Annotated in this window: 21 protein-coding genes; 20 read left to right on the plus strand and 1 reads right to left on the minus strand. The window is 71.8% G+C overall.

Annotated features, from left to right (window positions below):
* Positions 1-11 precede the first annotated feature (11 nt).
* The 14 genes from rimM to ABZ898_RS03115 all read left to right on the plus strand — a co-directional run bounded on the left by rimM (position 12) and on the right by ABZ898_RS03115 (position 11,483).
* Positions 12-608: a ribosome maturation factor RimM gene (rimM, locus tag ABZ898_RS03050; protein WP_361652099.1), complete on the plus strand. Its 597-nt coding sequence runs from the start codon at positions 12-14 to the stop codon at positions 606-608.
* Complete coding sequence (trmD, locus tag ABZ898_RS03055; RefSeq protein WP_244336935.1) at positions 605-1,438, plus strand: tRNA (guanosine(37)-N1)-methyltransferase TrmD; 834 nt, start codon at positions 605-607, stop codon at positions 1,436-1,438. Before rimM ends, trmD begins: the two co-directional genes overlap by 4 nt.
* Positions 1,439-1,573: 135 nt before the next feature.
* On the plus strand, positions 1,574-1,924 hold the full coding sequence (rplS, locus tag ABZ898_RS03060) for a 50S ribosomal protein L19 (RefSeq protein WP_007493339.1): 351 nt from the start codon (positions 1,574-1,576) through the stop codon (positions 1,922-1,924).
* 45 nt (positions 1,925-1,969) lie between these two features.
* The gene (gene lepB / locus ABZ898_RS03065) at positions 1,970-2,665 is read left to right on the plus strand and encodes a signal peptidase I (RefSeq protein ID WP_361652102.1); all 696 of its coding nucleotides are present in this window, start codon (positions 1,970-1,972) and stop codon (positions 2,663-2,665) included.
* Positions 2,658-3,767 (plus strand): signal peptidase I, encoded by a 1,110-nt coding sequence (lepB, locus tag ABZ898_RS03070; protein WP_361652104.1) that lies wholly within the window; start codon positions 2,658-2,660, stop codon positions 3,765-3,767. The genes lepB (ABZ898_RS03065) and lepB (ABZ898_RS03070) overlap by 8 nt, the downstream gene beginning before the upstream one ends.
* A complete protein-coding gene (gene lepB / locus ABZ898_RS03075) occupies positions 3,733-4,638 on the plus strand; it encodes a signal peptidase I (protein ID WP_361652106.1) in 906 nt (301 codons plus the stop codon). Before lepB (ABZ898_RS03070) ends, lepB (ABZ898_RS03075) begins: the two co-directional genes overlap by 35 nt.
* A 153-nt stretch (positions 4,639-4,791) precedes the next feature.
* Positions 4,792-5,535, plus strand: a complete 744-nt coding sequence (gene lepB, locus ABZ898_RS03080) for a signal peptidase I (RefSeq protein WP_361652108.1) — start codon at positions 4,792-4,794, stop codon at positions 5,533-5,535.
* Positions 5,525-6,037, plus strand: a complete 513-nt coding sequence (locus tag ABZ898_RS03085; protein ID WP_361652110.1) for an NUDIX hydrolase — start codon at positions 5,525-5,527, stop codon at positions 6,035-6,037. Before lepB (ABZ898_RS03080) ends, ABZ898_RS03085 begins: the two co-directional genes overlap by 11 nt.
* 56 nt (positions 6,038-6,093) lie before the next feature.
* A complete protein-coding gene (locus tag ABZ898_RS03090) occupies positions 6,094-6,402 on the plus strand; it encodes a DUF2469 domain-containing protein (protein WP_014675276.1) in 309 nt (102 codons plus the stop codon).
* Between the two features lie 124 nt (positions 6,403-6,526).
* The gene (locus tag ABZ898_RS03095; RefSeq protein ID WP_361652112.1) at positions 6,527-6,892 is read left to right on the plus strand and encodes a YraN family protein; all 366 of its coding nucleotides are present in this window, start codon (positions 6,527-6,529) and stop codon (positions 6,890-6,892) included.
* On the plus strand, positions 6,893-8,518 hold the full coding sequence (locus ABZ898_RS03100) for a YifB family Mg chelatase-like AAA ATPase (RefSeq protein ID WP_361652114.1): 1,626 nt from the start codon (positions 6,893-6,895) through the stop codon (positions 8,516-8,518).
* Complete coding sequence (gene dprA, locus ABZ898_RS03105) at positions 8,515-9,684, plus strand: DNA-processing protein DprA (RefSeq protein ID WP_361652116.1); 1,170 nt, start codon at positions 8,515-8,517, stop codon at positions 9,682-9,684. The genes ABZ898_RS03100 and dprA overlap by 4 nt, the downstream gene beginning before the upstream one ends.
* A gap of 334 nt (positions 9,685-10,018) precedes the next feature.
* Complete coding sequence (gene whiG, locus ABZ898_RS03110; RefSeq protein ID WP_361652118.1) at positions 10,019-10,861, plus strand: RNA polymerase sigma factor WhiG; 843 nt, start codon at positions 10,019-10,021, stop codon at positions 10,859-10,861.
* 64 nt (positions 10,862-10,925) lie between these two features.
* Positions 10,926-11,483, plus strand: coding sequence for a helix-turn-helix domain-containing protein (locus ABZ898_RS03115; RefSeq protein ID WP_361652286.1), 558 nt, complete (start codon positions 10,926-10,928; stop codon positions 11,481-11,483).
* Between the two features lie 6 nt (positions 11,484-11,489).
* On the opposite strand, the gene ABZ898_RS03120 is transcribed toward ABZ898_RS03115, so the two are convergent.
* On the minus strand, positions 11,490-12,005 hold the full coding sequence (locus ABZ898_RS03120; protein ID WP_361652288.1) for a M23 family metallopeptidase: 516 nt from the start codon (positions 12,003-12,005) through the stop codon (positions 11,490-11,492).
* A 334-nt stretch (positions 12,006-12,339) separates the two neighbouring features.
* Between ABZ898_RS03120 and rpsB the strand changes: the two genes are divergently transcribed.
* From rpsB to ABZ898_RS03150, 6 genes are all read left to right on the plus strand, one after another.
* Positions 12,340-13,245, plus strand: a complete 906-nt coding sequence (rpsB, locus tag ABZ898_RS03125; RefSeq protein ID WP_361652120.1) for a 30S ribosomal protein S2 — start codon at positions 12,340-12,342, stop codon at positions 13,243-13,245.
* Positions 13,246-13,392: 147 nt separating this feature from the next.
* Positions 13,393-14,229 (plus strand): translation elongation factor Ts, encoded by an 837-nt coding sequence (gene tsf, locus ABZ898_RS03130; protein ID WP_361652122.1) that lies wholly within the window; start codon positions 13,393-13,395, stop codon positions 14,227-14,229.
* 191 nt (positions 14,230-14,420) lie between these two features.
* Complete coding sequence (gene pyrH / locus ABZ898_RS03135; protein WP_361652124.1) at positions 14,421-15,179, plus strand: UMP kinase; 759 nt, start codon at positions 14,421-14,423, stop codon at positions 15,177-15,179.
* A gap of 179 nt (positions 15,180-15,358) precedes the next feature.
* Positions 15,359-15,916 carry a ribosome recycling factor gene (gene frr, locus ABZ898_RS03140; RefSeq protein WP_026248385.1) on the plus strand — a complete coding sequence of 186 codons (558 nt, stop codon included), beginning with the start codon at positions 15,359-15,361 and terminating at the stop codon, positions 15,914-15,916.
* The gene (locus ABZ898_RS03145) at positions 15,916-16,956 is read left to right on the plus strand and encodes a phosphatidate cytidylyltransferase (protein ID WP_361652127.1); all 1,041 of its coding nucleotides are present in this window, start codon (positions 15,916-15,918) and stop codon (positions 16,954-16,956) included. The genes frr and ABZ898_RS03145 overlap by 1 nt, the downstream gene beginning before the upstream one ends.
* A 101-nt stretch (positions 16,957-17,057) precedes the next feature.
* The gene (locus ABZ898_RS03150; RefSeq protein ID WP_361652129.1) at positions 17,058-17,210 is read left to right on the plus strand and encodes a hypothetical protein; all 153 of its coding nucleotides are present in this window, start codon (positions 17,058-17,060) and stop codon (positions 17,208-17,210) included.
* Positions 17,211-17,219 lie beyond the last annotated feature (9 nt).

Consider the following 17,219-nt stretch of genomic DNA (forward strand, 5'->3'; position numbering starts at 1 on the left):
GATCTGTTCTCGTGCAGTTGGTAGTCGCGCGGATCGGCCGTGCTCATGGCATCAAGGGCGAGGTCACCGTCGAGGTGCGCACCGACGAGCCGGAGTCGCGGCTCGGACCCGGCGCCGTCCTGACCACCGACCCGGCCTCCGCCGGGCCGCTCACCATCGCCTCCGGCCGCGTCCACAGCGGCCGTCTCCTCCTGCGCTTCGAGGGCGTCGGCGACCGCAACGCCGCCGAGGCGCTGCGCAACACGCTGCTGATCGCCGACGTCGATCCGGAGGAGATGCCGGAGGACGAGGACGAGTACTACGACCATCAGCTCATCGACCTCGACGTGGTCACCGAGGACGGCACCGAGGTCGGCCGGATCACCGAGATCTCCCACCTGCCCTCCCAGGACCTCTTCATCGTGGAGCGCCCCGACGGCAGCGAGGTGCTGATCCCGTTCGTCGAGGAGATCGTCAGCGAGATCGACCTCGACGAGCAGAAGGCCGTCATCACGCCGCCGCCCGGCCTGATCGACGACCGCGCCGAGATCGCGTCGGCGCGGGACGAGGCCGACGAGGCTTCGGCGCGGGACGAGTCCCCGGCGCGGGACGAGGACGAGGACGCATGAGGCTCGACGTCGTCACGATCTTCCCGGAGTACCTGGAACCGCTGAACGTCTCCCTCGTCGGCAAGGCCCGCGCGCGCGGCCGGCTCGACGTGAACGTCCACGACCTGCGCTCCTGGACCTACGACCGCCACAACACGGTCGACGACACCCCCTACGGCGGCGGCCCCGGCATGGTCATGAAGACCGAGCCCTGGGGCGACGCCCTGGACACCGTCCTGGCCGACGGCTACGAGTCGGGTGCGCACAGCCCCGCCCTGATCGTGCCGACCCCGAGCGGCCGCCCCTTCACCCAGGAACTCGCCGTCGAACTGTCGGCCCGCCCCTGGCTGATCTTCACCCCGGCCCGCTACGAGGGCATCGACCGCCGGGTCACGGACGAGTACGCGACCCGGATGCCGGTCTACGAGGTGTCCATCGGGGACTACGTCCTCGCGGGCGGCGAGGCGGCCGTCCTGGTCGTCACCGAGGCCGTGGCGCGGCTGCTGCCCGGCGTGCTGGGCAACGCCGAGTCCCACCGGGACGACTCCTTCGCCCCCGGCGCGATGGCCAACCTCCTGGAGGGGCCCGTCTACACCAAGCCGCCCGAGTGGCGCGGCCGGGACATCCCGGAGGTGCTGCTCAGCGGCCACCACGGGAAGATCGCGCGCTGGCGGCGGGACGAGGCGATGCGCCGCACCACCGCCAACCGGCCCGACCTGATCGAGCGCTGCGACCCCGCGACGCTCGACAAGAAGGACCGGGAGATGCTCTCCATCCTGGGCTGGGCCCCGGACCCGGAGGGACACCCGTTCGGGCGATTTTGGCGCAGGACCGACGGCGTGGAACAATAGGCCGCTGTTGTGCGTCCGTCCGGCGTGCGCCCCTGCCACAGGGGGACACGACGCCCGTTCCGACCCGCACGGCCGACCTCTTCGAACATCTAGTTCCGTTGATGACCTGTGGCATCAGCGAAGAAAGCAGACGAAATGTCTCACCTGCTCGACACCGTCGACTCCGCGTCGCTGCGCACCGACGTCCCGGCCTTCCGCCCGGGTGACACCGTCAACGTGCACGTCCGCGTCATCGAGGGCAACCGCTCGCGTGTGCAGCAGTTCAAGGGTGTAGTCATCCGCCGCCAGGGTGCGGGCGTCCGCGAGACCTTCACGGTCCGCAAGGTCTCCTTCTCCGTGGGCGTCGAGCGCACCTTCCCCGTGCACACCCCGATCGTCGAGAAGATCGAGCTCGTCACCCGTGGTGACGTGCGTCGCGCCAAGCTGTACTACCTCCGTGAGCTCCGCGGCAAGGCCGCGAAGATCAAGGAGAAGCGCGACAACTGACTGCCTGCCCGGAGTCATGGCGGGGCCGGATAACATCTGGCCCCGATGGACACCGAAGCACAGCCGACGCAACGCGACCGCTCCTGCCCGCCCGGTACACCGGGTGCGCGGGGCCGGTCGCGTTTCGCGTTTCCGGCCCGGCTCGCCGAGCGGGTGCCGGGTGGCCGGCTCACCCTTGCCCTCTTCGCCTGCCTGGCCTTCCTGTATCTCCTGAGCGCCTTCGTGGTGCGGCCCTTCGAGATCCCGAGCGGATCGATGGAGCCCGGATTGAGGGTCGGGGACCGCGTGCTCGTAAACAAGTTCGCGTACCGTTTCGGTGCCCGGCCGGACCGCGGTGACGTGGTCGTCTTCGACGGGACCGGCTACTTCGGGCACGCCGACTACGTCAAGCGCGTTGTAGGGGTGGCAGGCGACCATGTGGTCTGCTGCGACAGGGAGGGGAGGATCGAGGTGAACGGCCGCCCGGTCGACGAGACGGCGTTCCTGTATCCAGGGGACAGCGCGTCCGCGGCGCCCTTCGACGTGGTGGTGCCCGACGGCCGCCTCTTCCTGCTCGGTGACCACCGGGCCCGCTCCAGCGACTCACGCGACCACCTCGGCTCACCCGGCGGCGGCATGATCCCGGTGGGGAACGTCGTGGGCCGCGCCGACTGGATCGTCTGGCCGTACGGCCACTGGACGCGCATCGAGCGCCCCGGCGCCTACGCGCACGTCACCGCCGCGGAGGCCGCGCATGGGTAACCGGGCAAGGCCGCGCGGGGTGTCCGGCACGGCCGCCGAGAATCTGCTGCCTACCGGCGCCCGCCGGACCGCCCGGCCCGGCCCCGGCCGTTCGCGGGCGGAGCGGCGCAAGCTCCAGCGCAAGGTCAAGCGCAAGCGCAGACGCTCCGCGGTGCGGGAGATCCCGCTGCTGCTCGGCGTCGCCGTGCTGATCGCGCTGGTGCTGAAGACCTTCCTGGTCCAGGCGTTCGTGATCCCGTCCGGTTCGATGGAGCAGACCATCCGGATCGGGGACCGGGTGCTGGTCGACAAGTTCACGCCGTGGTTCGGCTCCAGGCCGGCCCGCGGCGACGTCGTGGTCTTCCACGACCCGGGCGGCTGGCTGAGCGGCGAGGAGACGCCGAAGAAGAGCGACCCCGTCGTGGTCAAGCAGTTCAAGGAGGGCCTGACCTTCATCGGCCTGCTGCCCTCCGACAACGAGAAGGACCTGATCAAGCGGGTCATCGGGGTCGGCGGCGACCATGTGAAGTGCTGCGACGCCGAGGGCCGCGTCACGGTCAACGGCGTCCCGCTGACCGAGGGCGCCTACGTCTATCCCGGGAACGCGCCCTCGGCGACCTCCTTCGACGTCACGGTGCCCAAGGGCCGCCTGTGGGTGATGGGCGACCACCGCGGCAACTCCGCCGACTCCCGTTTCCACCAGAACACGTCGTACGGCGGGACGGTCGCCGAGGAGTCGGTCGTCGGCCGGGCCATGTTCATCGGCTGGCCCTTCGCGCACTGGACGCGCCTGGAGGAACCTAAAACCTTCGCAAGCGTCACCGACGCGGCGGCCGGGGCGAGTGCGGGAACCGCCCTGTCGCATAGGGTTGCCCCCGACGATCCGAACAGACTGACCCAGCTCCCGACCCCTGCGGAACTCCCGCTCGTTATGGGAGTGGTGGGCCTGCACCGTGTATGGGGCAGGCGGCGGCACAGAGTAAGGAGTTGGCGTGGGGGATGTGGCGGTTGGCGCACGGTCGGGGCACGACGGCGAGGAGCACCGCGGGCACCCCGTGGGCTCCGACGCCTCGGCCCCGGACGGCGCCGTGAACTCCGGGAACGGCTTCGCGGCGGCCGGTGACGGCACCCCGCCCGGCCGCCCCCCGCGGACCGAGGAGGGCGGCGGCAGCGGCGGCGGCGCGGCCCGCCGGCCGGAGAAGCAGCGCTCCTTCTGGAAGGAACTGCCGATCCTGGTCGGCATCGCGCTGGTGCTGGCCCTGCTGATCAAGACGTTCCTGGTGCAGGCGTTCTCGATCCCCTCCGACTCGATGCAGAACACCCTCCAGCAGGGCGACCGCGTCCTGGTCGACAAGCTCACCCCCTGGTTCGGCTCCAAGCCCGAGCGCGGCGAGGTCGTCGTCTTCCACGACCCCGCCCAGTGGCTGGCGGGCGAGCCGACGCCGGAGCAGAACGCGGTGCAGAAGGGGCTGAGCTGGATCGGCCTGATGCCGTCCGCCGAGGAGAAGGACCTCATCAAGCGCGTGATCGGGGTCGGCGGCGACACGGTCGAGTGCAAGGGCAGCGGCCCGCTGACGGTCAACGGCAAGGCGCTGGACGAGCCGTACGTCTACCCGGGCAACACGCCGTGCAGCGTGGACGACCAGGGCGGCCAGTTCAAGGTCAAGGTGCCCGCGGGCCACATCTGGGTGATGGGCGACCACCGCCAGAACTCGCGTGACTCGCGGTACAACCAGACCGACGAGAACCACGGCATGGTGCCGGTCGACGACGTCGTCGGACGCGCGATCGTGAAGGCGTGGCCCATCAACCGCTGGGGCACCCTGCCGATCCCCGACACCTTCGACCAGCCCGGACTGGACAAGCAGAGCTCCGCCGCCGCCTCGCTGCCGTACGCGCCGGGCGCGGCCGCCGTCGCCGGAGTGCTGCCGGTGGCCGTGTGGCGCCGCCGCAAGGGCGCCCGCCCCGCCGCCGGGGCCGCGCGCGAGGTGTGACGCACGGGCATCGCCGAGGGCGGTGTTTCCCGGAGACCCGGTGAAGAACCGGTCACCGGGGGACACCGCCCTCGCGGCTGCCCGGCCCGGTGTGCTACCAAGAGCGGATCGTGGCAGGCCGGGCGATCCCGGCGGAGGGGACCGGGAGACGACATGGGAAGTGCCGCGGGCGCGGGTACCAAGGGGAGCCTCGGCGCAAAGCTGTCGGGCGTGGCGGTGGCCGTGGGCCTGCTGCTCTTCCTGGCCGGTTTCGGCTGGGCGGCGGTGTCCTACCGGCCCTACACCGTGCCGACCAGTTCCATGGCCCCGACCATCGACGCCGGGGACCGGGTGCTGGCCCAGCGGGTCGACGGCGCCGACGTGCGCCGGGGTGACGTGGTCGTGTTCAGCGACAGGACCTGGGTCACCGGTGCCGACGTGGTCAAGCGGGTCGTCGCGGTCGGCGGGGACACGGTCGCCTGCTGCACCGACGGCAAGCTCACCGTGAACGGCAAGCCGGTCGACGAGCCGTATCTGCCCGAGGGCTCCCCGGCCGAGATCAAGGGCTTCCCGACGGTGACGGTCCCCGAGGGCCGGCTCTTCCTGCTCGGTGACGAGCGCCAGGGCTCGCTGGACTCCACCGCCCACATCACCGACGCCGCCGAGGGCACGGTGAGCCGCGGTGCGGTGGCCGCCCGCGTGGACTCGGTGATCTGGCCGATGAAGGGCATGCTCGCCCGGCCCACCGGCTTCCAGGCACTGGGCGCGCTGTCCGAGCCGGGGCCGCTGCCGCTCATCGAGCTGATGATCGTCGCCGGTGCCGTGCTGGTGCTGGGCGGCGCCGCCTACGGCCCGGTCGCCGGCCTCGTGGGCCGTTCCCGCGCCCGTACGGAGCCGGAGCCCGTCCGTGTCGGCTGAGGCCCCGGACGCCTGTACGGGCGGGCTGCGCAGGGTCGCCCGTGTGGTGCTGCTGGACCCCGCGGACCGCATCCTGCTGCTGCACGGCCACGAGCCCGACGACCGGGCCGACGACTGGTGGTTCACGCCGGGCGGCGGTCTGGAGGGCGAAGAGACGCGCGAGCAGGCCGCGCTGCGGGAGCTGACCGAGGAGACCGGGATCACCGAGGTCGAACTCGGCCCGGTGCTGTGGCGCCGCCGCTGCTCCTTCCCGTTCGCCGGCCGCCGCTGGGACCAGGACGAGTGGTACTTCCTGGCGCGTACGGCGCAGACGGACACCGTGGCGGACGGGCTGACCGAGCTGGAGCGGCGCAGTGTGTCGGGAGCGCGCTGGTGGACGTGCCGGGAACTCGAGCGGGCGCATGAGACGGTGTATCCGACCAGGCTCGCCGGGCTGCTGCGCACGCTGCTCGACGAGGGTCCCCCGGCCACGCCCGTGACCCTCGACACGGAAATCGTCTGAGGGTTCGCCGGACTGGCGCACAATGGGGAGATCGCACGGCTGAAGGGGAACATGCCATGAGCGCCGAGGACCTCGAGAAGTACGAGACCGAGATGGAGCTGAAGCTCTACCGGGAGTACCGAGATGTCGTCGGTCTGTTCAAATACGTGATCGAGACGGAACGGCGCTTCTACCTCACCAATGACTACGAGATGCAGGTGCACTCGGTCCAGGGAGAAGTGTTCTTCGAGGTGACGATGGCGGACGCCTGGGTGTGGGACATGTACCGCCCGGCCCGGTTCGTCAAGCAGGTCCGGGTGCTGACGTTCAAGGACGTGAACATCGAGGAGCTGAACAAGAGCGACCTGGAGCTGCCCGGCGGGTGATGCCCCGCCGCTGAGGAGCTTCACCCGCACGGGTGGCGGAGATATCCACAACGGCTGCTCCATCCACCAAGATCCACTTCTTTCGGCGCCCCCCGTCACGGTGGGTGCCGGAGGTGGTGCCGACATGAGCAAGGCACGCGGTGGACTGGGCAGGTACGGCGAGGATCTGGCCGCGCGGCGGCTGACCGAGGCCGGGATGAGCATCCTGGAGCGCAACTGGCGCTGCGGACGCTCCGGAGAGATCGACATCGTGGCGCGGGACGGCGGCACGCTGGTCGTCTGCGAGGTGAAGACCCGGCGCGGCGGCGGTTTCCAGCACCCGATGGCCGCCGTCACACCGGAGAAGGCACGCCGGCTGCTGGACCTGGCCGAGCGATGGGTCCACACACACGGGGGCGCGCCACCCGGCGGGGTCCGCATCGACCTGGTCGGGGTGCTGGTGCCCCGGCGCGGGGCGCCCGCCGTGGAGCATGCGCGGGGGGTGGCCTGAATGGGATTCGCCCGCACCTGCTCGGTGGCCCTGGTCGGTGTCGAGGGGGTCCTCGTCGAGGTCCAGGCCGACCTGGAGCCCGGAGTGGCCGCCTTCACCCTGGTCGGACTCCCGGACAAGAGCCTGACGGAGAGCCGGGACCGGGTCCGGGCCGCGGTGGTCAACTCCGGTGGGGAATGGCCGCAGAAGAAGCTCACCGTGGGGCTCAGCCCCGCCTCGGTGCCCAAGGCCGGCTCCGGTTTCGATCTCGCCGTCGCCAGTGCTGTGCTCGGTGCCGCCGAGCGCATCGACCCCCGGGTGCTGGCCGACATCGTCATGATCGGCGAACTCGGGCTGGACGGCCGGGTCCGCCCGGTCCGGGGCATCCTGCCGGCGGTGCTCGCCGCCGCCGACGCCGGGTACACCCAGGTCGTGGTGCCCGAGTGCGCCGCGGCCGAGGCGTCGCTCGTGCCCGGAGTGTCGGTGCTCGGGGTGCGCAGCCTGCGGCAGCTGATCGCCGTCCTCGCCGATGAACCGGTGCCGGAGGAGGAGCCGGACACTCCTGGGCGCCCCGATCCGCTCCTCGCCGGCCTCCGGATGCCCGGTACCGGCCCGGCCACCGGCATCCACAGTGCCGGTGCCGCCCAGCACGACCAGGGACACGACCTGGCCGACGTGGTGGGCCAGACCTCGGCCCGCACCGCGGTGGAGGTGGCCGCGGCCGGCGGCCACCACCTCTTCCTCGAAGGGCCGCCCGGTGCGGGCAAGACGATGCTCGCCGAACGGCTGCCCGCCGTACTGCCCCGGCTGACCCGGCAGGACTCCCTGGAGGTCACGGCCGTGCACTCGGTGGCCGGACTGCTGCCACCGGGCAAGCCGCTCATCGACGTGGCGCCCTACTGCGCTCCGCACCACTCGGCCACCATGCAGTCGCTCGTAGGCGGCGGCCCCGGCATCGCCCGCCCCGGCGCGGTCTCCCTGGCGCACAGAGGCATCCTTTTTCTGGACGAGGCGCCCGAGTTCCACAGTCAGACCCTGGACGCGCTGCGGCAGCCGCTGGAGTCCGGGCACGTGGTGATCGCCCGGAGCGCGGGGGTGGTGCGGTTCCCGGCGCGGTTCCTGATGGTGCTCGCGGCCAACCCCTGCCCGTGCGGGCGTTTCTCGCAGCGCGACTCCCTGTGCGACTGCCCGCCCTCGGCGATCCGGCGCTACCAGTCCCGGCTCTCCGGACCACTGCTGGACCGGGTCGACCTGCGGGTGGAGGTCGACCCCGTCACCCGGGCCCAGCTCGCCGACCCCGGCGCGCGCGGGGAGTCCACCGCGACCGTGGCGGACCGGGTGCGCGAGGCCCGGCAGCGGGCCGCGGCACGGCTGGCGGGGACCCCGTGGGCCACCAACAGCGAGGTGCCCGGCCGCGAGCTGCGCAGCCGTTTCCACGCCGTCGCGGGCGCCATGGACGAGGCCGAGCGCAGCCTGGAGCGGGGTGTGCTCACCGCGCGCGGCATCGACAGGGTGCTGCGGGTGGCGTGGACCGTCGCCGACCTCGCCGGGAACGACCGTCCGGACGCCGGTGACGTGGCCCTCGCCCTGCAACTGCGCACCGGCGTCCCCCGGGGCGTCCCCATGGCCATCGGGGCTCCGGCATGAGGGCGGGGGAGGCCGAGGAGGCGGGAGAGGCCGAGCGGACGGGCCGGGTCTTCCTCACCCGCGTCCTCGAACCCGGCGACCCCGTCGGAGGCCGGTGGCTGCGGCAGTTCGGGGTGCGCGAGACGGTGCGCCGGCTCCGGGAGGGCGGCGAACCCCCGCCCGGGGTGAGCGGCACCCGCTGGCAGGGCCTGCTGGCGCGGGCCGCGCGCGCCGATCCCGGCGCCGACCTGGCGGCCGCCCGGGAGGCCGGGACGCGCTTCGTGTGCCCGGGGGACACCGAATGGCCCGCCCAGCTCGACGACCTCGGGGACGAGCGGCCGGTGGGGCTGTGGGTGCGCGGACACCCCGGACTGCGGATGTGGGCGCTGCGGTCCGTGGCCGTCGTAGGGGCCCGCGCCTGCACCGAGTACGGCGCCCACGCCGCCGCGACCCTTGCCGCCGGGCTGGCCGAACGCGGGTGGGTGGTCGTCTCCGGCGGGGCCTACGGGGTCGACGGCGCCGCCCACCGGGGCGCGCTCGCCGCGGACGGCGCCACGGTCGCCGTGCTGGCCTGCGGCGTGGACCGGCCCTATCCCCGCGGACACACCGCGCTGATCGACCGGATCGCCCAGCAGGGCCTGGTCATCGGCGAGCTGCCTCCGGGGGACCAACCGACACCGAACCGCTTCGTCGTCCGGAACCGGGTGATCGCCGCCCTCACCCGGGGCACCGTCGTCGTCGAGGCGGCCTGCCGCAGCGGGTCCCTGGTCACGGCGCGCGCCGCCCAGCGGCTCGGCAGATTCACCATGGGCGTGCCCGGCCCCGTCAGCAGCGCGCTCTCCGCCGGAGTGCACGAGCTGCTGCGCGGGGAGGCGGTGCTGGTCACCGACGCGGCCGATGTCGTGGAACTCGTCGGGGAGATCGGCGAACTGGCCCCGCCCCGGCGCGGCCCGGTGCTCCCACGCGATCTGCTCGCCCCCGGGACGGCGGCCGTCCTCGCCGCACTGCCCGCGGGGCGCCCGGCCGGACCCGGCGAGATCGCCCGCGAGGCGCGCACCTCGCGCGAGGACGCGGTCGCCCGGCTGTACGAGCTTCGAGCGCTTGGCTATGTCGAACGACACGACGACGGCTGGAAGTTGACACGCCAGGGGGTGCTCCCGGTCCTGACCGGCCCGCACCCGCCCTGACCGAGGGTGTTCGGCCGTCCGGGCGAATCGCCTACGCCCTTGGCGTTTACCGGAGTTGACTCCCTCGGCCAGTCACGCTGAGCGAACCGGGGTGAGCCGGGGGAGCCGCCCCGCGGAGGAGTCGCGCACGGGTGGCGCCCGATTGTTCGCACACCGCGACTCCTCAGTCACGCTACGCTCACGAAAGCTCGGGCACGGAAGGGCCGGCGACCCGCACCGCCCCACCGCGGCCCGCGCCCCACCGACGACCCGGCGTCCAGCCACCTCCTCCGCATCCCCCACCCACGGCACGGCAGTTCACGGCACTTCACGGCAGAACGGCACTAGGCGACGAATGCCCCAGCACACCTCCGGCTCCGACCGGGCGGCGGTCCCCCCAGCCGCCCGCGACGGCGGCAGCGTGCGGCCGCCCGCTCCCTCGACGCTCGACGAGCTGTGGCGGTCGTACAAGGCGACGGGGGACGAGCGCCTCCGGGAGCAGTTGATCCTGCACTACTCGCCGCTCGTCAAATACGTCGCGGGCCGGGTGAGCGTCGGCCTGCCGCCCAACGTGGAGCAGGCGGACTTCGTCTCTTCCGGCGTGTTCGGGCTGATCGACGCGATCGAGAAGTTCGACATCGACCGCGAGATCAAGTTCGAGACGTACGCGATCACCCGCATCCGCGGCGCCATGATCGACGAGCTGCGGGCGCTGGACTGGATTCCCCGCTCCGTCCGGCAGAAGGCGCGCAACTACGAACGGGCCTGCGCCGCGCTCGAGGCGAAGCTGCACCGCACCCCGAGCGAGCAGGAGGTCGCCGCCGAACTGGGGGTCGAGGTCGAGGAGCTGCACTCCGTCTTCAGCCAGCTGTCCCTGGCCAACGTCGTCGCGCTGGAGGAGCTGCTGCACGTCGGCGGCGAGGGCGGCGGCCGGCTCAGCCTCATGGACACCCTGGAGGACACCGCCGCCGACAACCCCGTCGAGGTGGCCGAGGACCGCGAGCTGCGCCGCTTCCTGGCGCGGGCCATCAACACCCTGCCCGACCGGGAGAAGACCGTGGTCACGCTGTACTACTACGAGGGCCTCACCCTCGCCGAGATCGGCAACGTCCTCGGTGTCACCGAGAGCCGGGTCAGCCAGATCCACACCAAGTCGGTGCTCCAGCTCAGGGCCAAGCTGGCGAGCTTCGGACGCTGACCTCGTGCCGCGTCCGGCGGCCGGTCCGTAGAGTGGGACCGTGCCAAGGATTCGAGCGGCCTCCGTGGCCGAGCACCGGTCGATGCAGAGAGCCGCCCTGCTGGACGCGGCCCGCACCCTGCTGTCCGAGGGCGGGACGGAGGCGCTGACCTTCCCCGCGCTGGCGGAGCGCACGGGCCTGGCCCGGTCGTCGGTGTACGAGTACTTCCGGTCGCGGGGCGCCGTGGTCGAGGAGCTGTGCGAGGTCGACTTCCCCGTCTGGGCGGCGGAGGTCGAGGCCGCGATGGCGGCGGAGCCCTCGGCCGAGGGAAAGGTCGAGGCGTATGTGCGCCGGCAGCTGGCCCTGGTCGGTGACCGGCGGCACCGGGCCGTCGTGGCGATCTCCGCGAGCGAGCTGGACGCCGGGGCGCGGGAGAAGATCCGCGCCGCGCACGGCGGGCTCGTCGCGATGATCGTCGAGGCGCTGGCCGGACTCGGGCACGAGCAGCCCCGGCTGGCCGCGATGCTGCTCCAGGGCGTCGTCGACGCGGCCGTGCGCCGTATCGAACTCGGTGCGGCCGAGCATCCCGAGGCGATCACCGAGGCGGCGGTCGCCATGGCCCTGCGCGGCGTCCGGGGCTGACACCGCTCAGCCGGGCGGCACCGGGACGCCGAGCACCGGCAGCAGCCGGGACGGACCCCGGCCGAGCAGCCACGGCGGCAGCAGCGACAGCGGATCGAGGTAGGTCCCGCCGTCCCGCAGCCCCCAGTGCACGCAGGTGCCGGGGCAGTGCGCCCCGCCGCCCTCCAGCGTCCCCACCACCTCCCCGGCCCGTACCTCCGCGCCCTCCGCCACCGCCGCGCGCACGGGTTCGTACGTCGTGCGCAGCGGTGTCCCCGCCAGCCGCACCGACACCACACCCCGCCCCGCCACCCGCCCCGCGTGGGACACCCGGCCCGCCGCCACCGCCCGCACCGGGGCGCCCGGCGTGGCCGCCAGGTCCACGCCCCGGTGCCCGGCGGCGTACGCCGTGGCCGGCGGTTCCCAGCCGCGCAGCACCGCCGGACGCGTCCCCACCGGCCAGAACCGGGCCACGGCGGGCACCCGCCCGGCAGGCGCCCCCTCCTCGCGGGGAGGGCCGGCCCGGGCCAGGGGCGTCAGCATCGTCAAGGTCAACAGCAGGGGCAGGACAGCCCAGTTCGTGGCACGGCACACCAGTTCTCGCATGCCGGAACCCTGCCGTTCCTCGGCGGATCGCGGGCGGGCCTGTGGACAACCGGCCGGTTGTGGACAGGGGCGTCACCCGGTACCCCGGCCGTCCCGTACACTTCTTCTGGCGATCCGGGTCACCGGGTCGACTTCGCACGCCCCGGTACGAGGCCCGTCACAGGGTCCGTACAAGCGCCCCTCGGTCCTTCGCGGCACGGCGCACCGCGGGCGTCAGGCGCGACCGCCGTCCGGCGGACGCGGCACAACCGAGAAACTCAAGGAGATGGCCATGGCCGTCGTCACGATGCGGGAGCTGCTGGAGAGCGGCGTCCACTTCGGTCACCAGACCCGTCGCTGGAACCCGAAGATGAAGCGCTTCATCTTCACCGAGCGCAACGGCATCTACATCATCGACCTGCTCCAGTCGCTGTCGTACATCGACCGCGCCTACGAGTTCGTCAAGGAGACCGTCGCCCACGGCGGCACGGTCATGTTCGTCGGCACGAAGAAGCAGGCGCAGGAGGCCATCGCGGAGCAGGCCACCCGCGTCGGCATGCCCTACGTCAACCAGCGCTGGCTGGGCGGCATGCTCACCAACTTCTCGACCGTCTACAAGCGTCTGCAGCGCCTCAAGGAGCTCGAGCAGATCGACTTCGAGGACGTCGCCGCCTCCGGTCTGACCAAGAAGGAGCTGCTGGTCCTCTCCCGCGAGAAGGCCAAGCTCGAGAAGACCCTCGGTGGTATCCGCGAGATGCAGAAGGTGCCCAGCGCCGTCTGGATCGTGGACACCAAGAAGGAGCACATCGCGGTCGGCGAGGCCCGGAAGCTCAACATCCCGGTCGTCGCCATCCTCGACACCAACTGTGACCCCGACGAGGTCGACTACAAGATCCCGGGCAACGACGACGCGATCCGCTCCGTCACCCTGCTCACCCGCGTGATCGCCGACGCCGTCGCCGAGGGCCTCATCTCCCGCTCGCGCGTCGCCACCGGTGACAAGGGCGAGAAGGCCGCGGCCGAGCCGCTGGCCGAGTGGGAGCGCGACCTGCTCGAGGGCGAGAAGAAGGCCGACGAGGCCGCCGAGGCCGTCGAGATCGCCGCCGAGTCCCCGGCCCCCGACGCCCCGGTCTCCGAGGCCGTCGAAGAGGCTGCCGCCGAGGTCGAGGCCGAGGCCCCCAAGGCCGAGCAGGCCTGACACCGGAGCTGACGGTGGGGGCGGCATGAACCCCGCCCCCGTCCGTCATCCGTAGCCCGACACGAAGCCCGCGACCCGGCCGACCGCCGGTCGCGGGCCCGTGCGGATCTCCGATCTCCCAAGACTTCCAGAAAGACTCACAGACTCATGGCGAACTACACCGCCGCCGACGTCAAGAAGCTCCGTGAGCTCACCGGCGCCGGCATGATGGACTGCAAGAAGGCGCTGGACGAGGCCGAGGGCAACGTCGACAAGGCCGTCGAGGCGCTGCGCATCAAGGGCCAGAAGGGCGTCGCCAAGCGTGAGGGCCGCTCCGCCGAGAACGGCGCCGTGGTCTCCATCATCGCCGAGGACAACTCCGCCGGTGTCCTGGTCGAGCTGAAGTGCGAGACGGACTTCGTCGCCAAGGGTGACAAGTTCCAGGCCGTGGCCAACGCCATCGCCGAGCACGTCGTCAAGACCGCCCCGGCCGACATCGAGGCGCTCCTCGCCTCCGAGATCGAGCCCGGCAAGACCGTCCAGGCGTTCGTGGACGAGGCCAACGCCAACCTCGGCGAGAAGATCGTCCTGGACCGCTTCGCGCAGTTCACCGACGGCTACGTCAGCGCGTACATGCACCGCACGATGCCCGACCTGCCCCCGCAGATCGGTGTCCTCGTCGAGCTGGACAAGCCGAACGCCGACGTCGCCAAGGGCATCGCCCAGCACATCGCCGCCTTCGCGCCGAAGTACCTCGCCAAGGAGGACGTGCCGGCCGAGGTCGTCGAGTCCGAGCGTCGCATCGCCGAGGAGACCACCCGCGCCGAGGGCAAGCCCGAGGCCGCGATCGCCAAGATCGTCGAGGGTCGCCTCAACGGCTTCTTCAAGGACGCCACGGTGCTCGGTCAGCCGTACGCCCTGGACAACAAGAAGTCGGTCCAGAAGGTGCTGGACGAGGCCGGTGTCACCCTGAAGCGCTTCTCGCGCATCAAGGTCGGCATCTGAGTCCGTACCGCGATCGACGCGCGACCCCGATAGGGTCGACAGCAGTCGTCCGCGCAGACCGCCATCCGTGAGCCAGTGGCGGACGGCAGCAGATCTGACGAGGAGGCCATTGCCGCGCATGGGAGCTTGAAGCGACCCCATCGGCAATGGCCTTCTTCGTATGTGCAACACGTGAAAGAGGCGGGATCTCCATGACCACCAAGGCCCAGAAGAGCGACGACGGCAAAGTGCGCGGCCGGTTTCTGCTGAAGCTGTCCGGAGAGGCCTTCTCCGGCGGCGGGGGCCTCGGCGTCGACCCCGACGTGGTGCACAAGATCGCCCGCGAGATCGCCGCCGTGGTGCGCGACGGCGCCGAGATCGCGGTCGTGATCGGCGGCGGCAACTTCTTCCGCGGCGCGGAGCTGCAGCAGCGCGGCATGGACCGCGCCCGCTCCGACTACATGGGCATGCTCGGCACCGTGATGAACTGCCTCGCCCTCCAGGACTTCCTGGAGAAGGAAGGCATCGACAGCCGCGTGCAGACCGCCATCACCATGGGCCAGGTCGCCGAGCCGTACATCCCGCTGCGTGCCGTGCGCCACCTGGAGAAGGGCCGCGTGGTCATCTTCGGCGCCGGAATGGGCATGCCGTACTTCTCCACCGACACCACCGCCGCCCAGCGCGCCCTGGAGATCGACGCCGAGGCTCTGCTCATGGGCAAGAACGGCGTGGACGGTGTCTACGACGCCGACCCCAAGACCCACCCGGACGCCGTCAAGTTCGACGCGCTCGGCTACGGCGAGGTCATCACCCGCGACCTCAAGGTCGCCGACGCCACCGCCGTCACCCTGTGCCGCGACAATAGCCTGCCGATCCTCGTCTTCGAGCTGCTGGCGGAGGGCAATATCGCTCGGGCCGTCAAGGGTGAGAAGATCGGCACACTCGTGGGTGACCAGGGCAGCCGGGACTGACCGGCGACCCCGCCTTACGGGCGCGACCCCGTCCGGGGCACGGACGGGACGCGCCCCGGCCGGGGGATGGACAATGTCCTGCCGGTCGGGAACCGTGCAGGAAGCAGACGCGACGCAGCCGGCCGCCGCCCGATCGGGGACCGCAGCCGGGCCTTACTCAAGACACGCAGGAGCAAGTGGTGATCGAAGAGACCCTCCTCGAAGCCGAGGAGAAGATGGAGAAGGCCGTCGTGGTCGCCAAGGAGGACTTCGCCGCGATCCGCACCGGCCGTGCGCACCCGGCGATGTTCAACAAGATCGTGGCCGACTACTACGGTGCCCCGACGCCGATCAACCAGCTGGCCTCGTTCTCCGTTCCGGAGCCGCGCATGGCCGTGGTCACCCCGTTCGACAAGAGCGCGCTGCGCAACATCGAGCAGGCGATCCGTGACTCGGACCTGGGCGTCAACCCCAGCAACGACGGCAACATCATCCGTGTGGTGTTCCCCGAGCTGACCGAGGAGCGCCGCCGCGACTACATCAAGGTCGCCAAGCACAAGGCCGAGGACGCCAAGGTCTCGATCCGTTCCGTGCGCCGCAAGGCCAAGGACGCCATCGACAAGCTGATCAAGGACGGCGAGGTCGGCGAGGACGAGGGCCGGCGCGCCGAGAAGGAGCTCGACGACCTGACCGCCAAGTACGTGGCGCAGGTGGACGAGCTTCTCAAGCACAAGGAAGCGGAGCTGCTCGAAGTCTGATGAGCGACTCTTCCTGGGGGGCGCCGCCGCAGGCGGGGCAGGCCGGGTACTGGGGGCCCACCGCGGGTGGGCCTGTCCAGGGGGCTGCCACGGCGGGTCCCGCATACGATGCGCCCGAGGCGCAGCAGACTCGCCCCATGCCCAGCGTGCCCGACGTACCCGCGTATGGCGGAGACCAGGACGACGACCCGATGCCCGACTCCCCGCAGCCGGCCCCCGCGCCGAAGAAGACCGCGGGCCGCGACCTGAGCGCGGCCATAGGCGTCGGCGTGGGACTCGGCGTGGTGATCATCGCCTCGCTCTTCGTCGTCAAGGCCGTCTTCGTCGGTGTGGTCGCCGTCGCGGTGGTCGTCGGTCTGTGGGAGCTGACCAGCCGGCTGCAGGAGCGCAAGGGGATCAGGGCACCCCTGGTGCCGCTCGCGGTCGGCGGTGCGGCGATGGTGGTCGCGGGGTACGCGCGCGGCGCCGAGGGCGCCTGGGTCGCCATGGCGCTCACCGCGCTCGCGGTCCTGGTCTGGCGGATGACCCAGCCGCCGGACGGCTATCTGAAGGACGTCACGGCGGGGGTCTTCGCCGCGTTCTACGTCCCGTTCCTGGCGACGTTCGTGGCGATGATGCTCACCGCCGACGACGGCGCCTGGCGGGTGCTGACGTTCCTGCTCCTCACCGTGGTCAGCGACACCGGCGCCTACGCGGTCGGCTGGCGTTTCGGCAAGCACAAGCTCGCTCCGCGCATCAGCCCCGGCAAGACCCGCGAGGGCCTCATGGGCGCGGTGGCGTTCGCCATGGTCGCGGGCGCGCTGTGCATGCAGTTCCTCATCGACGACGGCGCCTGGTGGCAGGGCCTGATCCTGGGCTTCGCGGTGGCGGTCAGCGCCACGCTGGGCGACCTCGGCGAGTCCATGATCAAGCGCGACCTGGGCATCAAGGACATGGGCACCCTCCTCCCCGGCCACGGAGGAATCATGGACCGCCTGGACTCCCTCCTGCCGACGGCCCCGGTGGTGTGGCTGCTGCTGGTGGCGTTCGTGGGGTCCTGAACCCCGCCGCACGGTCCTCGGGCCCCGCTCTCCGTCATGGAGGGCGGGGTCCGTTCGTATCTGAGGCGGCGCCTCGTATCTGAGGCGGCGCCCGAGTCACGGTGACCCCCGCGAGCCCCGGTGCCAACACCGAGGTGCCCTGCGATCGGACGATCGTGCGGCAGCGGATCACGGCGTCCGGGCGGGTACGCATCGACGCCGATGCGGCTGAAGGCTCCACGGGTGTCATCGCCTGGCAGATCGACGTCCCGTGACCGGGTGCT

It is taken from the genome of Streptomyces sp. NPDC046860 (assembly GCF_040645115.1).
Taxonomy (GTDB): domain Bacteria; phylum Actinomycetota; class Actinomycetes; order Streptomycetales; family Streptomycetaceae; genus Streptomyces.